The 18,527-nt window shown below is 36.0% G+C and carries 20 protein-coding genes and 1 pseudogene; 12 read left to right on the forward strand and 9 right to left on the reverse strand.

The window, feature by feature from the left end; genetic code table 11:
* Positions 1-15: 15 nt before the first annotated feature.
* Positions 16-561 carry a helix-turn-helix domain-containing protein gene (locus BAMA_RS10130; protein ID WP_034638739.1) on the reverse strand — a complete coding sequence of 182 codons (546 nt, stop codon included), beginning with the start codon at positions 559-561 and terminating at the stop codon, positions 16-18.
* A gap of 163 nt (positions 562-724) precedes the next feature.
* On the opposite strand from BAMA_RS10130, the gene BAMA_RS10135 reads away from it, so the two are divergent.
* Positions 725-1,129 carry a DoxX family protein gene (locus BAMA_RS10135; RefSeq protein WP_034638741.1) on the forward strand — a complete coding sequence of 135 codons (405 nt, stop codon included), beginning with the start codon at positions 725-727 and terminating at the stop codon, positions 1,127-1,129.
* A 22-nt stretch (positions 1,130-1,151) separates the two neighbouring features.
* The gene (locus BAMA_RS10140; RefSeq protein WP_034638744.1) at positions 1,152-2,009 is read left to right on the forward strand and encodes a VOC family protein; all 858 of its coding nucleotides are present in this window, start codon (positions 1,152-1,154) and stop codon (positions 2,007-2,009) included.
* A 24-nt stretch (positions 2,010-2,033) separates the two neighbouring features.
* Here BAMA_RS10140 and BAMA_RS10145 read toward each other — a convergent pair whose 3' ends face one another.
* The 5 genes from BAMA_RS10145 to BAMA_RS10165 form a co-directional block, all read right to left on the reverse strand.
* Positions 2,034-2,345: a 4a-hydroxytetrahydrobiopterin dehydratase gene (locus BAMA_RS10145; RefSeq protein ID WP_034638950.1), complete on the reverse strand. Its 312-nt coding sequence runs from the start codon at positions 2,343-2,345 to the stop codon at positions 2,034-2,036.
* Positions 2,326-4,080, reverse strand: a complete 1,755-nt coding sequence (locus BAMA_RS10150; protein ID WP_034638745.1) for an aromatic amino acid hydroxylase — start codon at positions 4,078-4,080, stop codon at positions 2,326-2,328. The genes BAMA_RS10145 and BAMA_RS10150 overlap by 20 nt, the downstream gene beginning before the upstream one ends.
* A 189-nt stretch (positions 4,081-4,269) precedes the next feature.
* On the reverse strand, positions 4,270-7,017 hold the full coding sequence (locus tag BAMA_RS10155) for a S8 family peptidase (protein WP_034638746.1): 2,748 nt from the start codon (positions 7,015-7,017) through the stop codon (positions 4,270-4,272).
* Positions 7,018-7,231: 214 nt separating this feature from the next.
* Entirely contained in the window at positions 7,232-7,726 is a 495-nt protein-coding gene (locus BAMA_RS10160; protein WP_034638747.1) for a GNAT family N-acetyltransferase, read from the reverse strand.
* A 192-nt stretch (positions 7,727-7,918) separates the two neighbouring features.
* Positions 7,919-8,041, reverse strand: a complete 123-nt coding sequence (locus BAMA_RS10165) for a DUF4023 domain-containing protein (RefSeq protein ID WP_034638748.1) — start codon at positions 8,039-8,041, stop codon at positions 7,919-7,921.
* Between the two features lie 365 nt (positions 8,042-8,406).
* Between BAMA_RS10165 and BAMA_RS10170 the strand changes: the two genes are divergently transcribed.
* Positions 8,407-8,997 carry a histidine phosphatase family protein gene (locus BAMA_RS10170; protein ID WP_034638749.1) on the forward strand — a complete coding sequence of 197 codons (591 nt, stop codon included), beginning with the start codon at positions 8,407-8,409 and terminating at the stop codon, positions 8,995-8,997.
* Positions 8,994-9,527 carry a CHAT domain-containing protein gene (locus tag BAMA_RS10175; protein WP_034638750.1) on the forward strand — a complete coding sequence of 178 codons (534 nt, stop codon included), beginning with the start codon at positions 8,994-8,996 and terminating at the stop codon, positions 9,525-9,527. The genes BAMA_RS10170 and BAMA_RS10175 overlap by 4 nt, the downstream gene beginning before the upstream one ends.
* 80 nt (positions 9,528-9,607) lie before the next feature.
* Here the strand turns inward: BAMA_RS10175 and BAMA_RS10180 are convergent, their stop codons facing one another.
* The gene (locus BAMA_RS10180; RefSeq protein WP_034638751.1) at positions 9,608-10,438 is read right to left on the reverse strand and encodes a GNAT family N-acetyltransferase; all 831 of its coding nucleotides are present in this window, start codon (positions 10,436-10,438) and stop codon (positions 9,608-9,610) included.
* Positions 10,439-10,628: 190 nt separating this feature from the next.
* Here BAMA_RS10180 and BAMA_RS10185 point away from each other — a divergent pair, with 190 nt between their 5' ends.
* Together BAMA_RS10185 and BAMA_RS10190 are read left to right on the forward strand one after the other, a co-directional pair.
* Entirely contained in the window at positions 10,629-12,008 is a 1,380-nt protein-coding gene (locus BAMA_RS10185; protein WP_034638752.1) for an alkaline phosphatase, read from the forward strand.
* 64 nt (positions 12,009-12,072) lie between these two features.
* Positions 12,073-12,546 (forward strand): hypothetical protein, encoded by a 474-nt coding sequence (locus tag BAMA_RS10190; protein ID WP_034638753.1) that lies wholly within the window; start codon positions 12,073-12,075, stop codon positions 12,544-12,546.
* 21 nt (positions 12,547-12,567) lie between these two features.
* Here BAMA_RS10190 and BAMA_RS10195 read toward each other — a convergent pair whose 3' ends face one another.
* A complete protein-coding gene (locus BAMA_RS10195; protein ID WP_034638754.1) occupies positions 12,568-13,218 on the reverse strand; it encodes a GTP pyrophosphokinase in 651 nt (216 codons plus the stop codon).
* Positions 13,219-13,540: 322 nt separating this feature from the next.
* Here BAMA_RS10195 and BAMA_RS24510 point away from each other — a divergent pair.
* The 5 genes and pseudogenes from BAMA_RS24510 to BAMA_RS10215 form a co-directional block, all read left to right on the forward strand.
* Positions 13,541-13,669, forward strand: a pseudogene (locus BAMA_RS24510) (nitroreductase family protein); the annotation flags it as partial.
* 162 nt (positions 13,670-13,831) lie between these two features.
* On the forward strand, positions 13,832-13,981 hold the full coding sequence (gene rpmG / locus BAMA_RS10200) for a 50S ribosomal protein L33 (protein WP_001265619.1): 150 nt from the start codon (positions 13,832-13,834) through the stop codon (positions 13,979-13,981).
* A 119-nt stretch (positions 13,982-14,100) separates the two neighbouring features.
* The gene (locus BAMA_RS10205; RefSeq protein ID WP_034638755.1) at positions 14,101-15,534 is read left to right on the forward strand and encodes a YcdB/YcdC domain-containing protein; all 1,434 of its coding nucleotides are present in this window, start codon (positions 14,101-14,103) and stop codon (positions 15,532-15,534) included.
* Between the two features lie 83 nt (positions 15,535-15,617).
* Complete coding sequence (sigK, locus tag BAMA_RS10210; RefSeq protein ID WP_034638757.1) at positions 15,618-16,331, forward strand: RNA polymerase sporulation sigma factor SigK; 714 nt, start codon at positions 15,618-15,620, stop codon at positions 16,329-16,331.
* A gap of 166 nt (positions 16,332-16,497) precedes the next feature.
* Complete coding sequence (locus tag BAMA_RS10215; RefSeq protein ID WP_034638758.1) at positions 16,498-17,277, forward strand: phosphatidylserine decarboxylase; 780 nt, start codon at positions 16,498-16,500, stop codon at positions 17,275-17,277.
* Positions 17,278-17,396: 119 nt separating this feature from the next.
* Here BAMA_RS10215 and sda read toward each other — a convergent pair whose 3' ends face one another.
* Positions 17,397-17,552: a sporulation histidine kinase inhibitor Sda gene (gene sda, locus BAMA_RS10220; RefSeq protein WP_034638759.1), complete on the reverse strand. Its 156-nt coding sequence runs from the start codon at positions 17,550-17,552 to the stop codon at positions 17,397-17,399.
* A 460-nt stretch (positions 17,553-18,012) separates the two neighbouring features.
* On the opposite strand from sda, the gene BAMA_RS10225 reads away from it, so the two are divergent.
* A complete protein-coding gene (locus BAMA_RS10225) occupies positions 18,013-18,525 on the forward strand; it encodes a YqeG family HAD IIIA-type phosphatase (RefSeq protein ID WP_034638760.1) in 513 nt (170 codons plus the stop codon).
* Positions 18,526-18,527 lie beyond the last annotated feature (2 nt).

The raw sequence follows: 18,527 nt of genomic DNA on the forward strand, positions 1-18,527 counted from the left end.
TACTTGTGCAATGCTTTAATATATTCTTTTTCTATTTTCGGCATAACTAGAAATGAGTAACAATGCAGTTTCTTCGCCAACGTTACGAACAATGTGCGGTACACATGCACTGAAAGAAAAGGAATCTCCCTCTTCAACAATTGCAATATCTTCCCCGTGCTGCACTTCTAATTTTCCACGTAACACAAGGTGACACTCTTCTCCTTCATGAGCATTTGGTTTATTTTCTTTTGGAAAGCCTACAGGAATCTCTACTAACGATAAACGAAGGCCTCCTTGCTCAGCAACATGTTCAATTTTTTGTTCGTCTTCTCCGTATATACTATGTTTTCTATTTTCTTTTTTCACGATTTTCATCCTATTTTTTTGTTCAAGCAATAAATAGGGAAGTGGTACATTTAAAAAATTTGCAATCGTTTCTAACGTTGCAATAGATGGCGACGTTTTATTATTTTCTACTTGGCTCATAAAGCCTTTTGAAAGTCCTGTCCCTTCACAAATCTGGGCGATTGTTATTCCTTTGCGCTTACGAATTTCGCGTATTGCAGCACCGATATTCATACAAAACTCTCCTTTTTAATAAAGCAACTATTCAACTATTTGTATCATAGCAAAAAAAAATCATTTTTTCTCAAGAAAAATGAATTGACGAATGATTATTTTTATCGTATGTTTTGTAATGTGAATAAAAGTTTTATATAACAAAACAAAAGGAGAGAGAAAAATGAATCAACATATTGGTAATTTTATTATTCGTTTCGTGCTAGGCTTAACGTTCTTTATGCACGGTTTAACGAAGTTTCAGTCAGGTATCGAAAATATTGCAGGGTGGTTTACGAGCATTGGTTTGCCTGGTTTTCTTGCATATGGAGTGGCAACAGCTGAAGTTGTTGGTGGTGTATGTTTAATTATCGGTTTTGGTGTAAGATACATTGGACTATTATTTGCACTTATTATGGTTGGCGCAATTGTGAAAGTAAAATGGTCTGCTGGTTTATTAGGAGATGGAAAGAATGCTGGATATGAATTAGACTTAACGTTGTTAGCGATGGGACTTTACTTATTTGTTGCAAAAGCAGATGGTTTTGTTGATCGCTTTGTTCAGGAGAAAGTGCTGAAAAAGAGTTAATGTAAACAGGAGGTAGAATGATATGAGTTTTAGGCTAGGTTCTCATACGAGCGTAGGTCTCGTCCATTTATATGTATCCAACATGGAGCGGTCTCTTGCGTTTTACCGAGATGTACTAAAGTTTCATGTAATAGAAGAAGAGGGTAGCGTTGCTGTACTTGGTAACGAAAATCGTACACCGCTTTTTCGGATAGAAGAAAAGAAAGGTGTTCTTCCAAAACAAAGGAATCGCACTGGGTTATATCATTTTGCAATTTTAGTCTCAAATCGAGAGCAGTTAGCAAGTGTATTACGTCATGTGTTGCAAAAAGGATATCCAATACAAGGCGGAGCAGATCATCATTTTAGTGAAGCGATTTATATGAGCGATCCAGATGGGAATGGGCTTGAGATTTATTACGACCGTCCGAAAGAAGTGTGGCATGATAAAAATGGGAACCTTCCATTTGTAAGTAATCCATTTGATGGCGAAGCTTTATTACAAGAAGCGAAAGAATGGCAAGGTTTTTCGGCTGAAACAACGGTAGGACATATTCACCTTCATGTTGGAGATTTAGAAGAAGCAAAGCGTTTTTATGTAGACGGACTTGGATTTGAAGTAACCATTCCAGCACGTAATGGCGCGCTTTTTGTAGCAGCCGGTGGCTATCATCATCATATTGGTTTAAACACTTGGCAAGGAGAAGGAGTACCACCACAGCTTCCGAATTCAATAGGTTTAAAGTGTTTTACGCTTGTGCTTGAAAACCTTGAACAAAAAGAAGCGGTATATAGTCGTTTGCAAAGCGCTGGAGTTACTCCAGTATATAAAGAGGGGATACTACAAGTAGAAGATCCATTTGGTCATATCATTCATATCGTTGAAAAAAGAGAAGCCTAAGCAAAGGCCTCTCTTTTTTCGTTATTAACGAATCACTGCTTTCTCGTTTTGCATAAATATTTCATCAAACTGCTTTGCGAGTTCAAAGTCAAGTTTTGTTAATCCTTTTGCGTTCCAAGATGACAAAGTAACGATAACTGCTTTATACTGAATAAGGATAAATGGATGGTGATTGTGTTCTTCTGACAGTTTGGCGGCTTCAGAAACAAATTCAACACCCTTTAGGTAATCGGAAAACATGTATTTCCGTTCAATCCATTTTTCATCTTTCACTTTCCATTTATTCAGTTTTATTAATTCTTCTTGTACTTCCTCATCAGTTAGTCGTAGCATTATTTTCCACATCCCTTTTCTGTAGTAACGCAAGACCATTATGGATTAAACGCTGAACTGCTTCGTTATCCGTAAAAGAAGCGAGTTGCTTTTCTAGTGTTGCAGCGATTTCTAAATCTTTATTGTAGTCTAGTAGTAATTCTAAAATTTCAAGGCGTAATAACCATTCTTTCTTATAAAATTGATTTAGTACATCTTGAATTGCTACTAACTGTTCTATGTCTGTATCACGTGAATTTCCTTCAGTTCGAATTTCCCGAACAGTTTGATATAGGCGGTCTAGCTCTGTTAGCACAAGTGGTGCTGGTGTTTCTTCGGATTCTTCTTCTATTGGAAAGAATGCGGCAGCATCTGCAGCGCCTGGGAATACAGAAGTAATAGAGGAACCAACTGCCATATCAAATGCTCCCCATGCAGCGTCAAATAATACGCGCTCTCCTAAAACAACCGTGCAATTTGTAAAGGAAATAAGGGCGATTTTATCCTCATTTTTCATAATATTTGTGACAGTTCCTTTTACATGGATACCACTTGCAAACGTAAATTCGGTTTCATTACCAACGATAATTCCTAATGATTGTAATTCTTTATCTGAACACGATTCTAATGCAATATTATTTTTTAGTAGGCCAACAGGTGTCCCAAAGCCATCTTGGTGAACATCTTTCGAATGCTCTGTTAGCTGTTTATGGTCAATTGCAAGTGCAGTTGGTGCGTTTGTTTTCATGTAAATGACTTCACCAGCATCGTTTTGAATCATATTAGCAAATGTTCCTGTAATTTGCAGACCGCTATTTAATTCAGTTGTTGCCACATTTTCAGAATGAATTGCTTTTTGTAAGCCTTCTGCTCCGCCAGTTTGAAATGCCATTGTTTTTGCAAATGATTCGAGGGCTTCTGTTAATTCTGCAAACGATTGACATACAAATAGTTGTGGCTGCATTTTTGTTACGTCGTATGTTGTTTTTGTACAAGCCTCAATAGAGAACGGAACTTTCTTTACAGCATCTGTTAAACAATGCTTACTTTCTCCAACAGAGGAAAGTAGACCTGCGCCGTAAATTTTTGGATTTTCTAAATCACCGATTAATCCATACTCAACTGTCCACCAAAATAAGCGAGAAATTTGTTCTGCTTCTGATAGACCAGAAACAAGTTTTTGTTTTTCAATTACATTTTTTTCAGCACGATCAATTTCTTCCACTGTAGAAGTTGGGCTTTCTTTTACAATCGTTAACGTACGAACTGCTTCGAACGCGTCATGTTCTTCTTTCGTTGAAAATGCTTTTGCTCCAATTTGTCCAAATCGTTTTACATACTTTGCATATGTAGAATCAAGTAAAATCGGTGCATGTCCAGCAGCTTCGTGAACGATATCAGGAGCCGGCGTATATTCAATATTTTCAGCTTTACGAATGTCTGTTGCGATTGGCAAAAGCCCATGTCCTTGGAAATCAAAAAATGCTACACCTGGAATAAGTCCATCAATTGTGACAGCACCCCAGCCACTTGGTGCTAAACATTCATTCATTTCATCTACTTTTGGAATTGCATCTATATTAATGCCTGATGATTGTAGCCCATTCACATAAGCTGGATGAGCTACATCTTTTAAAAAGTTATGGTTTTGTCTCATAATATAACGCCATACTGCGTGATTAATTGGTGTGTATTGGTCATAATGCTGTGTTGATACAAACGGTCGTAAATGTGGTGGGATTTCTGTTTTTTTTGTCATGGTAAATCCTCCTCTTTTTTACTAATGAAAAGACTGTTTGTTTCCGTGCGTGCATCACCTTCTTTCAAAAAATGTAAGCGCTTATATTAAATTTTATCACAACATTCAGAATTGTTTAACTGTTGGTTTTGAAATAATAGAAAAACCCCTACCGAATTTTTCGACAGGGGTTGAGATATAAGCGATTAATCACTTTACTTCTAATTGTACGTTTAGTTCAGATGTATTTCCAGCAGCATCTGTTGCAACGATATGAATTGTATTATTACCTTCCTGTAGTTGCGTACGATCAAAATAAATATCGAAACTCTTCTCCCATGTATTCACAAATGGTAGTTCCCATATGCCATTTCCATTAATTTTATATTTCATTGTGACAGGTAGACCTGGAGCAATCCATCCTGATTCGGTCATCCAATCTAGTAATATATCATCTACTTTTCCTTTAATAAATAAGTTTTCATTATCAACTTCAGCTGATAGTTGGGGGGCATGTCTATCAATAAATACTGCACCGGTTTGTTTCGTTTCCCCACCTGTGTTTGAAGCAACTGCCTCAATTTGATACAGTCCGTCAGGAAGTTCAGTACCATTGGCTCTAGTGCCATTCCATTTAAACGGCTTATATCCAGGAGATTCGTTTTGACCTTGATAAATAATTCCTTCATAAGAAACATGTTCTTTCGTAACTAAGTTTGCGTGTAGTGTAACATCATCAACGGCTGATAATAAATGATAGTGAATAAGATTGTCATCTAATATGTCGTCACCATTGGGACTAAAGGTAGAGTTAATAATTTCTAATCCATCAATACGTTTATAATCCTTCGGGTCTACACTAAATGTAAATGGGATTCGTATTTCGTAATCACTCCCACGCTCTTTTACGTATAAAGCCCCAGTGTAGACCCCTTGTGGAAGAGAACGATTAATGGAAATTGTGAATGGCTTTTCCATTGCACTATTCTCCTTTACGCTAATAGAAGATGGGAAAGAAGTGTGAATTCCTTTCGCTGAATCTAGCAGTTCAACACGTGTTGAATATGTTTTTTTCTTGTTTGAGCGATTTTGCAGCGAAATATTTTGTGTTAATTTGATTTTTCCGCTGTCAGGTTTAATAAAGCCAAAGCTCACATTGTTTGGTGTTACAAGTGTTTCAGTTTGAAGTGCTTTTGGAATATTAATTAATCCAGCCCCTTGTGTCATAACAGGGTACGTGTTTTCGTTTACATCTTGTAATGATTTTGCTGTATTAGAAAGAGCAGCTTTTAATTGTTCTGTTGACCAATCTGGGTACATTTGGCGAAGAAGTGCCAATGCTCCAGCAACTTGTGGTGTGGCCATACTAGTTCCATTATGAGATTCATAGCCTCCATTTGGTACTGTACTTGTAATTTGAACCCCAGGTGCTACAAAATCTGGTTTTACAAGCCAACTTCCTTGTGATGGCCCACGGGAGCTAAAGTTACCAATTAATTCTTTCATATTAGGCTGACCGATTGTAATTGTTTTTGCTCGTTTTTTTACTGCAGCTTTTAACTGTTCTCCATGTTGATTAGATAGTTGAACAACTGGAATAGCATTATTTTGACGATAGAAATACTCTGGCATAATGGAAATCTCTTGTTCACTAGAAACAAGAAAGATTCCGAGCGCTCCAGCTTGTTTTGCTTGTTCAGCTTTAACTAGCGTACTAGAATTTCCTTGATCAACTAAGACAAATTTCCCTTTGACATCTTGTTTTGTATAGTCACTAGGAGAACCGTAACCAACATATACAAGAGGTGCACTCGTTTTTGATGTAAGGTCTGATGTTGAGAGCGGCAGTCCTTGATAGATAGTTTTAGAACCATTCACTTGAAATGTTGGAAATGGGATTGAAGTAGTAGAAGCACCAACTGAAATTACACTACTTGTATTGGCTGGTGCATCAACCGACCATGGTTTTGGACCGTCATTTCCATTAGAAACGACAGCAGTGACACCAAGCTTCGCAGCCCTTTCTAATGTTCGTGTTACAGCTTGATCAGGAACATTTAAGTCTTGGCCAAGTGATAAATTTAATATATCGGCATCATCTTGAATAGCACGTTCAATACCTTCAATAATGTCTTCGGTTGTTCCAAACCCCATATCATTCATCACTCGATAAGCTAAGATAGAAGCATTTGGGGCAATGCCTTTAATTTTACCGTTTGCCGCAATAATACCAGCAACGTGTGTACCATGTACATTTCCGTCCATTGGATCGTCGTCTTCATCAACCGTATCGTATCCACCTATGTAATTTGCTTGTAAATCGGGATGTGTATAGTCAACGCCCGAATCGATAACAGCAACTTTCATTCCTTTTCCATCTAATGCTTTACCAGAAAGGTCTTGCAAGTTCCAAGCTTCTGGAGCACCTATTGTTGGTCCACCAATATTCGGATTTTCGGTAGAAGGGGCACTTTGAGTTGTATCGTGTAATTTATACGTTAAATTTGGATAAACTGCTTTTACATCCGGTAAAGAAGCAAGCACAGTTATTTGATTACCAGGAATGGAAAGAGCGAATCCGGAAAATAGTGTATGGTATGTTTCAGTTATTTTTGCTTGTGGTACTTTTTCTTTTATTTTCTTTGTTGCGTTTTCTTGTGCTTGTTTTAATTGTTCTTCTTGAGATTTCGCATCGTTATTTTGTAAATCAGGAGCGTGTTGTATGTTTTCCATTGAGGCCATTGGAGCGTGATGGAGCTCGACAATAACAGAAATTTCTTTTGATGTTTGTGTATCCACTTCTGTAGAAATTTTGTTTCCGCCCCATTGTTTCATATTTGTTTCTAATTGCGGACTAAGTTGCTTTTCTTGTGCTTTCTTTTCAGCATGCGCACTCAGTACTCCGAAATTTGAAAATACGAGCGCCATACTAAGTAATCCCGATGTTACTTTTTTCATGAAACATTCCCCCTATGTGTATTTTCTCATTTATAATGCTGATATGTGTTTTTGTTGCAGCAAAATGAAATGAGTATTGATTATAAACATAAATTTGACAATTTTCTCATTAACCCTCCAATTATTTTTGAATATTCAGAAAAACAAACTTGAGAAACATTTGAAAGAAAAAAGAAAGAGCATTTGAACATAAACATTCAATTGCTCTTTCTTTTTATAAAAGCTTCGCCATATAATATTCATTTTTCGGTTCTCCATTAACAATAACACCGTGAACGGCTTCACCTTCAACATTAAAGCCACATTTTTTATATAATGAAATGGCTCTTTCATTATGAGCCATTACTTTTAGTTCTAGCCTTAGTATTTCATGTTCACGAGCCCACTCTTCTACAGTATGAAACAATTGTTTTCCAATTCCTTGTCCTGCATAATCTTGAAGAATACCGATTGCTAAGTAAACGCTATGCTTATTTCGCTGAACAGTTCCGCCGCGAGCAAGTATATAACCTACAAGCTCGTTGTCTTTTTCTGCGACAAAAATACTTGAATTAGGAGAAGAAAGAAACGTTTGAATGATTGTGATTTGTTTCTCTATCGTTAACTTTCGTTCATTTCGTTCAAAAAGCATAAAATCTGTTTCACCGTCAATTGCTTGACATAGTGTTAAAAAAGTAGCGGCATCTTGTTCTGTAATTTCACGAATCATAGTAAATCCCTCTTTCTCATTTTGTATAGAACAGTAATATTCTTTGTCTATATGTAAAACTCCTGTTATGAGTAGAGGGATTTGTATGTTTGTTATAAGGAAAAATGTTTTTGGAAATAGAAGGAATTTATATTTCTCTTATAGAAATTAAATACCTACAAATAAAATAGTGTATTTATCCAATTCAAATAATTACTTATGCGTTTTATTTGGTTTCTTCTTACCAGGATTTCCATTCCCTTGACGCTTGCGATTTCTCTCATCTTTCTCTTGTTTCTCATGTAAATTTTCTACAAAATCATTTGAATTATTCACTGCTATGGCCTCCTTAATTATTATTATATCTTCCGTTACTATAACCATTTTCAGTTGCTTTTATTTACAAATACTCCTTTGTTTATCCCGCTATTTGCGGGCTGTAAAACCCCCATCTCAAAACTTAGAGAACTCATAGAAGTTTAGGTGGGAGATAAACAGCCCGTAAAAGCCCGATTGGTCGGGCTGACACTCAGTGGGGGATGAAGAAAACCCCCACTGAGTGAAGTTTCACTTTATAACAAACCCTTAATTTTGTTCCCCCTTTATATTTATATAAATATAGGACCTCTCTTTTATAGAGAGGATTTTTTTTGGCGCTGTAGAAGCTATTTTGGATATGTAAAAATAGAAAGGAGGCAAATATGAAAATAATTTTTGTTAGACATGGAGAGGGGATGCATACTGTAGATTTGCCGAAGAGTCTGCAAATCTATCATCCTTTTTTAACAAAGAAGGGGAAAGAGCAAGTTCGATTATTAAGAGACACACTCCCTTTACAAAGTAATGATTTGTTAGTTGTAAGTCCAACAGTTCGAACGCTGGAGACGGCATCGTTATGGAGTGAAAATGTAGATTGTATAAAGATTGTTCATCCAGCTGTAGCACCGCGAATATTTCCTTATAAGGATAGAGGAAGAACATTGCCGTGCGATCAAATGTTAAGTCAAAATGATGTCCAAACATTATTTCCTCAATTTCTATTAAAAGAAGATAAATTGTTATGGCACGATGGTATCAATGTTATTTCACCATGTGAGTTACAAAAAGCGATAACGAATTTTTTGAAGTGGTGTATGGAACAGAAGACGGATCGAATTTGTGTTGTATCACATGATGGAACAATTACAGCTTATAGAGAACACATTAACAAGGAGACACTTACGCGTAAGGACTTTTTAAACGAAGCTATGTGGTATGAAATTATTTTGTCAAATATGGAGGAGAGAATATGAATGTTGCATTAGTCGTTGGAGAGAATAGTGACTTAGAGGCGCAAGCGTTGAGAGCAAACCTTGAGTATTTTGGTGCAAAGGTTGTTACATATTGGACGGGCAGGCCGCTTGATTTGATTCATGTATTATCAGGGAAAAGTATATACGATGATATGGAGTACATTGTTTTTTGTTTTCACGGGGATGAGGGCAAGTTTATCATGACTGAACTAGGTGAGGACATATATGAAGAGGGAGAACCAAGAGGGGATTTTGGTGCCGAGGAAATAAAGCGATATGCGAAGTTAGATGGAAGATATGTTGTGAATAGTGGCTGTACGTTAGGTGAAAAAGCGCTTGCTAAAGCTTTTATCGAAAAAGGAGCGCAGGCATACATTGGATCGAGTGATTACGTAGATGGAAATGCATCACTCTTATTTATAACTCGTTTCTTTTACGAGCTTATCAATCATGAAGTAAACATTGAAGAAGCATTTCAAATTGCGCAGAAAATGGATGAAGAAACAGGATCGTTCGAACTATATAAATGAAAAAGCGTGCAGATGGGAAGCACGCTTTTTCTTATATGTAAAATAGTTTTAAAATTGTAGTAGTAAGGTAAGACTGGTAATTAGCAGAGCGCAGCATCCATCATTGCGAATAGAAATTTTCGATTTCCAGGAAGTTGTACCGAACCTTTCATCATGAGCGGAGAGCGAAGTGTTTCTTGAAATCCATATGTATGTAATTGATGTGAAAAGTTTGTTTGAGAAGCGGGTACGTCTACACGAACAGTTCCGCTCCATTTTTCACATATAGAGAGGAGTAAATGCAATGCGTCTTCTTCATATTTAGCAATAAGTGGTGTTACGCATAATGTGTCACCTTTTATAAAGCAAAACGCAAAAGCTCCTACGCTATCTCTTCTTTCTATTTTGAAAGCAAAGTGTGTTCGATCTAACAATGTTTTATATAAGTGAGAGCGGTGAGCCCCACTTGCTATATAATCCATTTCAACTAATGTTGGAAGATCGTATGAAGTAATGTCTTTTATAGAGAAGAAACTGTTTATGGTGGTGCTCTTTTTTCGTTCTAATCGATGGATGAAAGTAACGGTATGAAATCCGTGTTTCTCGTATAAAGGAGCCCCCATGTCAGTAGCAACTAATAAAAACGGAGGTGTCTCGTTTAAGCAACTGTTTAAAAGGGCCGTTCCTAGTCCTTTTTTCTGAAACTTTGGATGAACGATTAGCATACCGATGGATGTAAATCCTTTCTCATATGGAAATAAAGCAATAGAAGAAATAAGCTCGGTTTTATGGAAGTGACCGAACAATGTACCAATGGATAAAAACATTTTATATTGTTCTTCTATGAAAGACGGATGTTGTAACCAACCTATTGATTTATTGAGGTTTAACATGTTTGGAATGTGTCGTTTGTCTAATTGTCTTACGTGCATATTTTATACCTCCTTCTTTTAATAGTTTAGCAAGAAATAAGGGAGATGCTTCAAAATCTACAAAATAATTCATAAACTAACACATCTTAACATAAATTTACAAAACCTTTACATGAGCCTAATTTTTCCTTAATACTTTTCCCTTACATTGTTAGTAGAAACTTAAACAAGACCTTAGGGGGACTTAATCGTGAAAAAATTTGTAAAGAAAGCATTGCCATTGGCAGCATTGTCAACGCTAGTATTCACTTCAGCTGTAGGATGTAGCGCGACAGGTTCGGATGAAAAAGCTGCAAAAGCTAACGGTACGAAAATTAAAAATGTCATTGTATTAATTGGAGATGGAATGGGGCCTTCTTATATGACGGCACATCGTTATATGAAGGATGATCCAAATACAAAGAAAATGGAAAAAACAGAATTTGATAAATATTTAGTAGGGACACAAATGACATACCCAGAAGATGAGCATGAAAATATTACTGATTCAGCTTCGGCAGCAACAGCGATGTCTTCAGGTATTAAAACATACAATGCCGCAATCGCTGTAGATAATGATAAAAAGGAAGTAAAAACAGTACTAGAACAAGCGAAGGAAAAAGGTAAAGCAACAGGGTTAGTTGCAACTTCTGAAATTACGCATGCAACACCAGCAGCGTTTGGTGCACATGATGTGAGCCGCAAAAATATGAATGAGATTGCAAATGATTATTTTGATGAAAAAATAGATAATAAGCATAAAATTGATGTAATGCTTGGTGGCGGTGTTGATAACTTTGTACGTGATGACCGTAACTTAACAGAAGAGTTTGAAAAATCTGACTATAGCTATGTAACAGACCGTGAGCAATTATTAAAGGATAAAAACGAGCAAGTACTTGGTCTATTTGCACCAGCTGGTTTAGATAAGGCAATTGACCGCAGTGCGGAAACACCTTCTTTAGAAGAAATGACAAAAGCAGCGATTGACCGTTTAAACAAAGATAAAGATGGTTTCTTCTTAATGGTTGAAGGTAGTCAAATTGACTGGGCTGGTCATGATAACGACGTAGTGGCAGCGATGAGTGAAATGGAAGACTTTGAAAAAGCATTTAAAGCAGCGATTGATTTTGCGAAAAAAGATAAAGAAACATTAGTTGTAACAACTGCAGATCATTCTACAGGTGGCTTCACTCTTGGCGTAGATGGTGAGTACAACTTTGATGCAAACGTATTAAAAGCAGCAAAGCGTACACCAGACTTTATGGCGAAAGAAATTGCGAATGGTGCAAGTGTTGAAGAAACATTAAAAGCAAATGTTGAATTAGAATTTACACCAGAAGAAATTGCAGCAGTGAATGAAGCAGCAGTAACAAAAGATGTAACGAAAATTGATGACGCAATTGAAAAAATCTTCGATGTGCGCTCTTTCACAGGCTGGACAACAGGTGGACACACTGGTGAAGATGTAGGTGTATATGCATACGGACCAGGAAAACACTTATTCACTGGTGTACAAGAGAATACAAACTTAGCAAAACGTGTATTTGATATTATTGGTGGCGGTGACCCAAATAAAGATCGCTATTAAGAAAATAGAAAAAGCGCGGCATTAACGCCTCGCTTTTTCTATTTTGTTTAAAGGAGTAGAAAAAATGATTAAAAAGATTTTAGTATCGGTTGGAATAGGAGCATTACTTGTCGGGTGTAATTCAAATGAGGAAAAGATAGAAGAAAAAGAAAGAACCATTCAAGAACAAGAGATGATTGAGATGACAGAAGAGGATGAGCAATCGCTAAAACAATTAGTGAATCAGTATGTGCAAACAATAAATGAAAATTTGTTTGAAGAGCACATGAGTTTGTATTCTTCTAGTGCTATGAATTTTGATGACACAAAAGCACAGAAAGAAGCAGATTTTAAAAGAGGAAATGTACAAGTTGAACTATTAACTACTGATGTAAAGAAGTTTGAGGGAGATTATGCAGTAATTGAAACGACTGAAAAAGAAAATAAAAATAGCAAAGTAGTAGAAAAGAAAGTTCAATATGGGATAGGAAAAGAAAGTGGTGGTTGGAAAATAGAGGATGTACGGATAATTGAGAAAAAAGAAAGTGAAGCTTTGTAAACGAAAAGCTTCACTTTCTTTTTAAACTGGTAATAAAATACGTTCTGAACATGCTTCGATTTCATCGATATCATGGCGAATCGATTCCATTTTGTTATCAAGTTCTTCTGCTTTGAAAGCAGCATCACGTAATTCATGGCTTAAATATTCAGGGATTTTCCCTTCGTATTTATAGTACAATTTATGTTCTAAACTTGCCCAAAAATCCATCGCCATTGTACGAATTTGAATTTCAGCAAAAACTTCTTTCGTACCGGAATTCAGTGATAATGGGTATTTAATAATCATATGTAGACTTTTATAACCATTTTGTTTTGGGTTTTTAATATAGTCTTTTACTTTAATAACTTCCATATCTCCTCGGTTCATAATCAAGTTCTTTAAATAATAAATGTCTTCTATAAAACAACATGTGATTCGAATGCCGATAATATCTTGCAAATGGTTTTGGGCATTTTCGATCGTTGGTATTAAATTTTTTCTTTCCAACTTTTTAATAATGCTTTCTGGTTGTTTTAAACGTGTTTTTATATGTTCAAACGGGTTATAGTCTTCTAAGAACTGTGCTTCCCGGTTCATTATCTCAAATTTTGTTTTTAATTCTTCTAATGCAAATGTGTAAGGTAATACAAATGCTTTCCAGTAATTAATTGTAGATTCATTATAATCCATGTTATACACACCTTTTTCGTATTTAAAAGCGAGCTTATACTAAATACCAAATCATATAAGCGCACGCAGCAAATGATGAAATCATAAAGCGATGACGAATTTTCATTCATACTGCCCTCCTTTTTTATTAGAAATGTCGTACCCGTTTGTGGATAAAAATGTAAAGGTACTATGTACAATTTTTATAGTAATATACTGATGTGAATTTCGTATGAACAATTTGTTTCAGATTTTTGACTTTTATGTTACCGTCGGAAAACATCTCGAATTCGAGATGTTTTGTTTGCTTTCTTGATTTGTAAAGAATATTGTAAAGATAAAAGAATTAAATATTCCAGAACATCTTATTCCAGTCTTAATGATACCGATTGGAAAATGTGATGGAAGTAAGATTCGTCCACGTGGATATAGAAAACCAATGGGTGAGTTTGTTACATATGAGACATTTTAATGTTAATTAAAACTATAAATTTATATAAATAGAAGTGATTCTTATAAAGAACTACTTCTATTCATATAATTGACAAACTAAGTAGAAGAGATTATCATAAGATTAAATCGTAATCATTACGTTTTAGTTGCAAAACTTTACATAGATAAGGAGATGAATGAAATGCGTGTAAACATTACATTAGCGTGCACAGAATGCGGTGATCGTAATTACATTACAAAAAAGAACAAGCGTAATAATCCGGAGCGTATTGAACTAAAAAAATATTGCCCAAGATTAAAGCGCGTAACGTTGCACCGTGAAACGAAGTAAAGAGTAAACAAGGCTGCTAGGAAATTTCCTAGCAGCCTTGTTTTATTATAGTTGTTTGTAAAAAATACCAAAACTACATGCTATAATAAAAATATACTTTTAGGGCGGAGGGATACGATATGAAAAGTAGAAACAAAGTCGAGCACCTCGTAACAATTCCAAATGATTATAAACTTGTTGTAGGTGATACAAAAAATGGTGAACATATATTATGGTGGGAGCAAGAAGAGGATTGTGAACAGTATATTCATATATGCTTTAAGGAAAAAACAAACCAGCTAATTGAGCTATCTATAAATAAGGAATCTCCAAAAGAAGCAATCACGTTAAGTGAAGCAGAAGGAAAGCAAATAGCCGAAAGATTTTTACAAACGCATGCCCCTCATATATTAAAAGAATGTAACATGGTTCAAGTCGAGAAGCGAAAAAGTTCCTTTTGGGTTGAATATATGCAAGAAGTAAATGGTTATGAGCTTCCTCATACAGGTGCTTTTATGGAAGTAGATTCGTCTAAAGCTGTTACAAAGTTTCGAAGTAAGGGGATAAAAGAAAAACCTGTTTGGCCGGAGAAGGTGATAGATAAAGAATATGTAATAGAGAAGGTAAATGAAAGACAAGAGATGGAGCGCGTATTTAAACGTCTTGATCCAGTTCTATATGCATATAAAGATGGAAAGCCGAAAGATGAATATGCGCTTGTATATGAGCCTGTTTTTTCAACGGTTTTTATTGATGCCAAGACGGGAGAGGATTTACATGATCGTAGTCATTATGTAATTGAAACGGTGTCAATCACTCCGTTACGGAAAGAGCAAAGGGTAAAAATTGATATAAATGAGTGTTTTAAGATAGATGAAGGAAAGATGAAAAAGGTTCGTGAGATAGAAGATGAGACATGTAAGAAAATGATATGGGCAGAAATGTTAAGTGAATCGATAGAAAGTAGTGAAGAAGATAAGTCATTAGATTCCTACTTCAATAATAAAATACCGATACTTCAATATGAAAAATCAATCATTATAGAAGTTGATAAAGAAACGGATGAATTGATTTCTTATATAGAAATGGGAAAAGAAGATAGAAAACCTGTATTAACGCGGGCGCAATGCTTTGAAAAAGCGCTTCAGTTTTTAGAAAATATTTATCCAAATGTAGAAGAACAGCTTCGCCTTTGGATGGATGAAGATGATGAAGAAGAAAATCCATACCATTTTAAATTTCACATTTATGTCAACGGCATTCGCCTAGCAGATGAATGGGTTTGGGTGGCTGTTGATGCAGTGTCCGGTAAAATTGTTCGCTACAAAGGTGTACCGAGGTGGCTTCTTCAAAAACTAAGTACATATGATACGAATGTGAACATTAGTGAACAAGAGGCACTTGCGATTTATATGAAAGAGACCTCTGTAAAATTAAAATGGTTTGATGAAGGGGAAGATACTACGCCAAAGTATCGGCTCATTTACACAGAAACAACAGCGAAGAAAGGTGATAATAAAGAGTCATTACGCTACATAGATGCAGAAAACGGAAAAGTGATTTACTGGAAATAATATTCATTCTATTGTACAGACACAAACAACCATGCGCCCACATACATATAGTAAAGACCACTATTTTTGCGGGGGTGAAGGGATTGAGTCTGTTCGCCGCAATTGGGTATATGTTTCGGGAAGTATTTCTTTTCGTATCATATGTCAAAAATAATGCATTTCCACAGCCGTTATCACCAGAAGATGAACAAAAGTATTTGGAGCTTATGAAGCAAGGTGATCCAGAGGCAAGAAATTTGCTTATTGAGCATAATTTACGTCTTGTGGCACATATTGTGAAGAAGTTTGAAAATACAGGAGAAGATGCAGAGGATTTAATTTCCATCGGTACAATTGGTTTAATTAAAGCAATTGAAAGCTATTCGCAAGGAAAAGGAACAAAGCTTGCGACCTATGCGGCTCGCTGCATCGAAAATGAAATTTTAATGCATCTGCGTGTACTAAAGAAGACGAAAAAAGATGTATCTCTTCATGATCCGATTGGACAGGACAAAGAGGGGAATGAAATTTCATTAATTGATATTTTGAAATCAGAATCAGAAGATGTTATTGATATGATTCAGCTAACGATGGAGCTTGAGAAGATAAGAGAATATATTGGAATATTAGACGATCGTGAAAAAGAAGTTGTTGTAAATCGCTTTGGTCTTGGCCTAGATAAAGAAAAAACACAGCGCGAAATTGCAAAGGAACTAGGGATTTCAAGAAGCTACGTATCCCGTATTGAAAAGCGTGCGCTAATGAAAATGTTTCATGAATTTGTGAGGGCGGAGAAAGAAAAGAAGGGGAAAGGTTAACAGAGAGAAGTGCTGGGGAGTGAGAGCCCGCACTTCTTTTTTAGGTTGAAAATAAGGCTTTCTATCTGTAATATTAAAAGGTGCTAACTATTTATGATATGAGAACAAAAGTAGGGAAAAATAAACTTAATAATTTTTATTAAGACATATTAGGAGGGTTCGCAGTTTGCGACGTACGTTATATCGATTAATGATTGAGCTAACAAATGGGCGTTTCACGTCTTATGTGTTACGTAAATTTGCACAGTCTCGCTTTAGTTCTATTATCATTTCATCTTATGTGAAAGTGTTCCAAATTAATCAAGATGAAATGGAGAAGGATTTAAAGGAGTATAAAACGTTACATGAATTATTTACACGTAAGTTAAAAGAAGGAAAGCGTGTAATTGATAGTGATTCTTCAAGTATAATTAGTCCAGTTGATGGGATTTTTGCAGATTATGGTCCGATTGAAGAAGCGAAAACGTTTGAAATTAAAGGGAAACAGTACTCTGTTGTAGAGATGCTTGGCAATGAAGAGAGAGCAAAGTGTTACGCAGGTGGTACATATATGGTAATCTATTTAAGTCCGAGTCATTATCATCGAATTCATAGCCCAATTTCAGGCGCTGTAACGGATCGTTTCGTTCTTGGAAGGAAATCATATCCGGTCAATGAAGCAGGAATGACACTTGGGAAAGAGCCGTTATCAAAAAATTATCGTTCTGTAACAGAAGTAGAGAGTGAAGGAAAGTGCATGGCACTTGTAAAAGTTGGTGCAATGTTTGTAAATAGTATTGAATTGCTTCATGAAAAAGAAGTTGTTCAAAAAGGTGAAGAAATGGCATACTTTACGTTTGGTTCAACAGTTGTATTGCTATTTGAAAAGGATATGGTTACAGCTGTCGATACATTAACGAGTGGACAAGATGTTTACCTTGGTGAGAGAATTGCAACGCGGTTATAAGCCGAGAATTGTATAGGTAGTTGTCCCCTCGGTGTAAGAGGGGACATCGTTCATGTGGGATAAAAGAGCCGTCTTACAAGAGGGCTCTTTTTACAAGTGAAGCAGTAATCTTTATGTACTCAAGACGATTTAGCGAGCTTGTCCTCTAATGATCGTCGGATGATTTCTTGTTTAATGAGTAAAATGAAGTCAGGATTTAATTTTAGTTCTTTTGCTTTATAATAAGACTCAGTGAGTAATTCAGTAGATAACTGTTCCATATGTTTCGCCTTCAAGGCGGATCACCTCCTGCGAAAAAAGGATAAGTTTGTTGTCTCGTTTACTGTATCAAAAAATACTTCAGGCGACAATGAGGTAGTTATCCACTGTAAAGTGTGGATAAGATGTGTAGAAAATGTTGATAATTTCAAAATTTACTGAAAACATAATATGGAAAATGTGTACAAGTTTATCCACAGGTTACGTATCAAAAAATGTTGTCGAAAAATTTTATTTATGTAAACCGGTTGCGTATGGAATATTTTGAAATGAAGCGCATACTGTAGCAAATTTCTTCCCGCATTAACGGGCTGTAAGACTCCCATCTCAAACACTTGAGAGAAAACGAAGAAGTTTAGGTGGGATATTAACAGCCCGTAAAAGCCCGATTGGTTCAACTAACACTCAGTGGGGGATGAAGAAAACCCCACTGAGTGAAGTTTCACTTTATAAAACTCCTCAAAGAGGTGAAAGAAATTGAAATTATTTTTACCAAATGAATACGTAAAAAACGTATATCATGTTCAACCAGAAGACTTAAAAGAACGCGGAATTAAAGGGATTATTACTGATTTAGATAATACGCTAATTGAGTGGGATCGTCCGAACGCGACACCGGATTTAGAGAAATGGCTCCTGTCTATGAAAAAGCACGGCATTCAAGTAACGGTTGTTTCAAACAACAATGAACAGCGTGTACACGATTTTGCAGAACCACTTGGTATTCCATTTATTCACCGAGCACGTAAACCGCTTGTAGGAGCGTTTAGACGCGCCTTAAAGACGATGAATCTTCGTCCAGAAGAAGTTGTTGTAATTGGAGATCAATTGTTAACAGATGTACTTGGTGGCAATCGCATTGGGCTTCATACGATTTTAGTTGTACCAGTTGCGCAAACAGATGGATTTATGACGAAATTCAATCGTAAAATTGAGCGTGTGATTATGCGCAAGATGAAAAGAAAAGGTTTAATTAACTGGGAGGAATAGAG

The sequence above is a fragment of the Bacillus manliponensis genome (assembly GCF_000712595.1).
Lineage (GTDB): Bacteria > Bacillota > Bacilli > Bacillales > Bacillaceae_G > Bacillus_A > Bacillus_A manliponensis.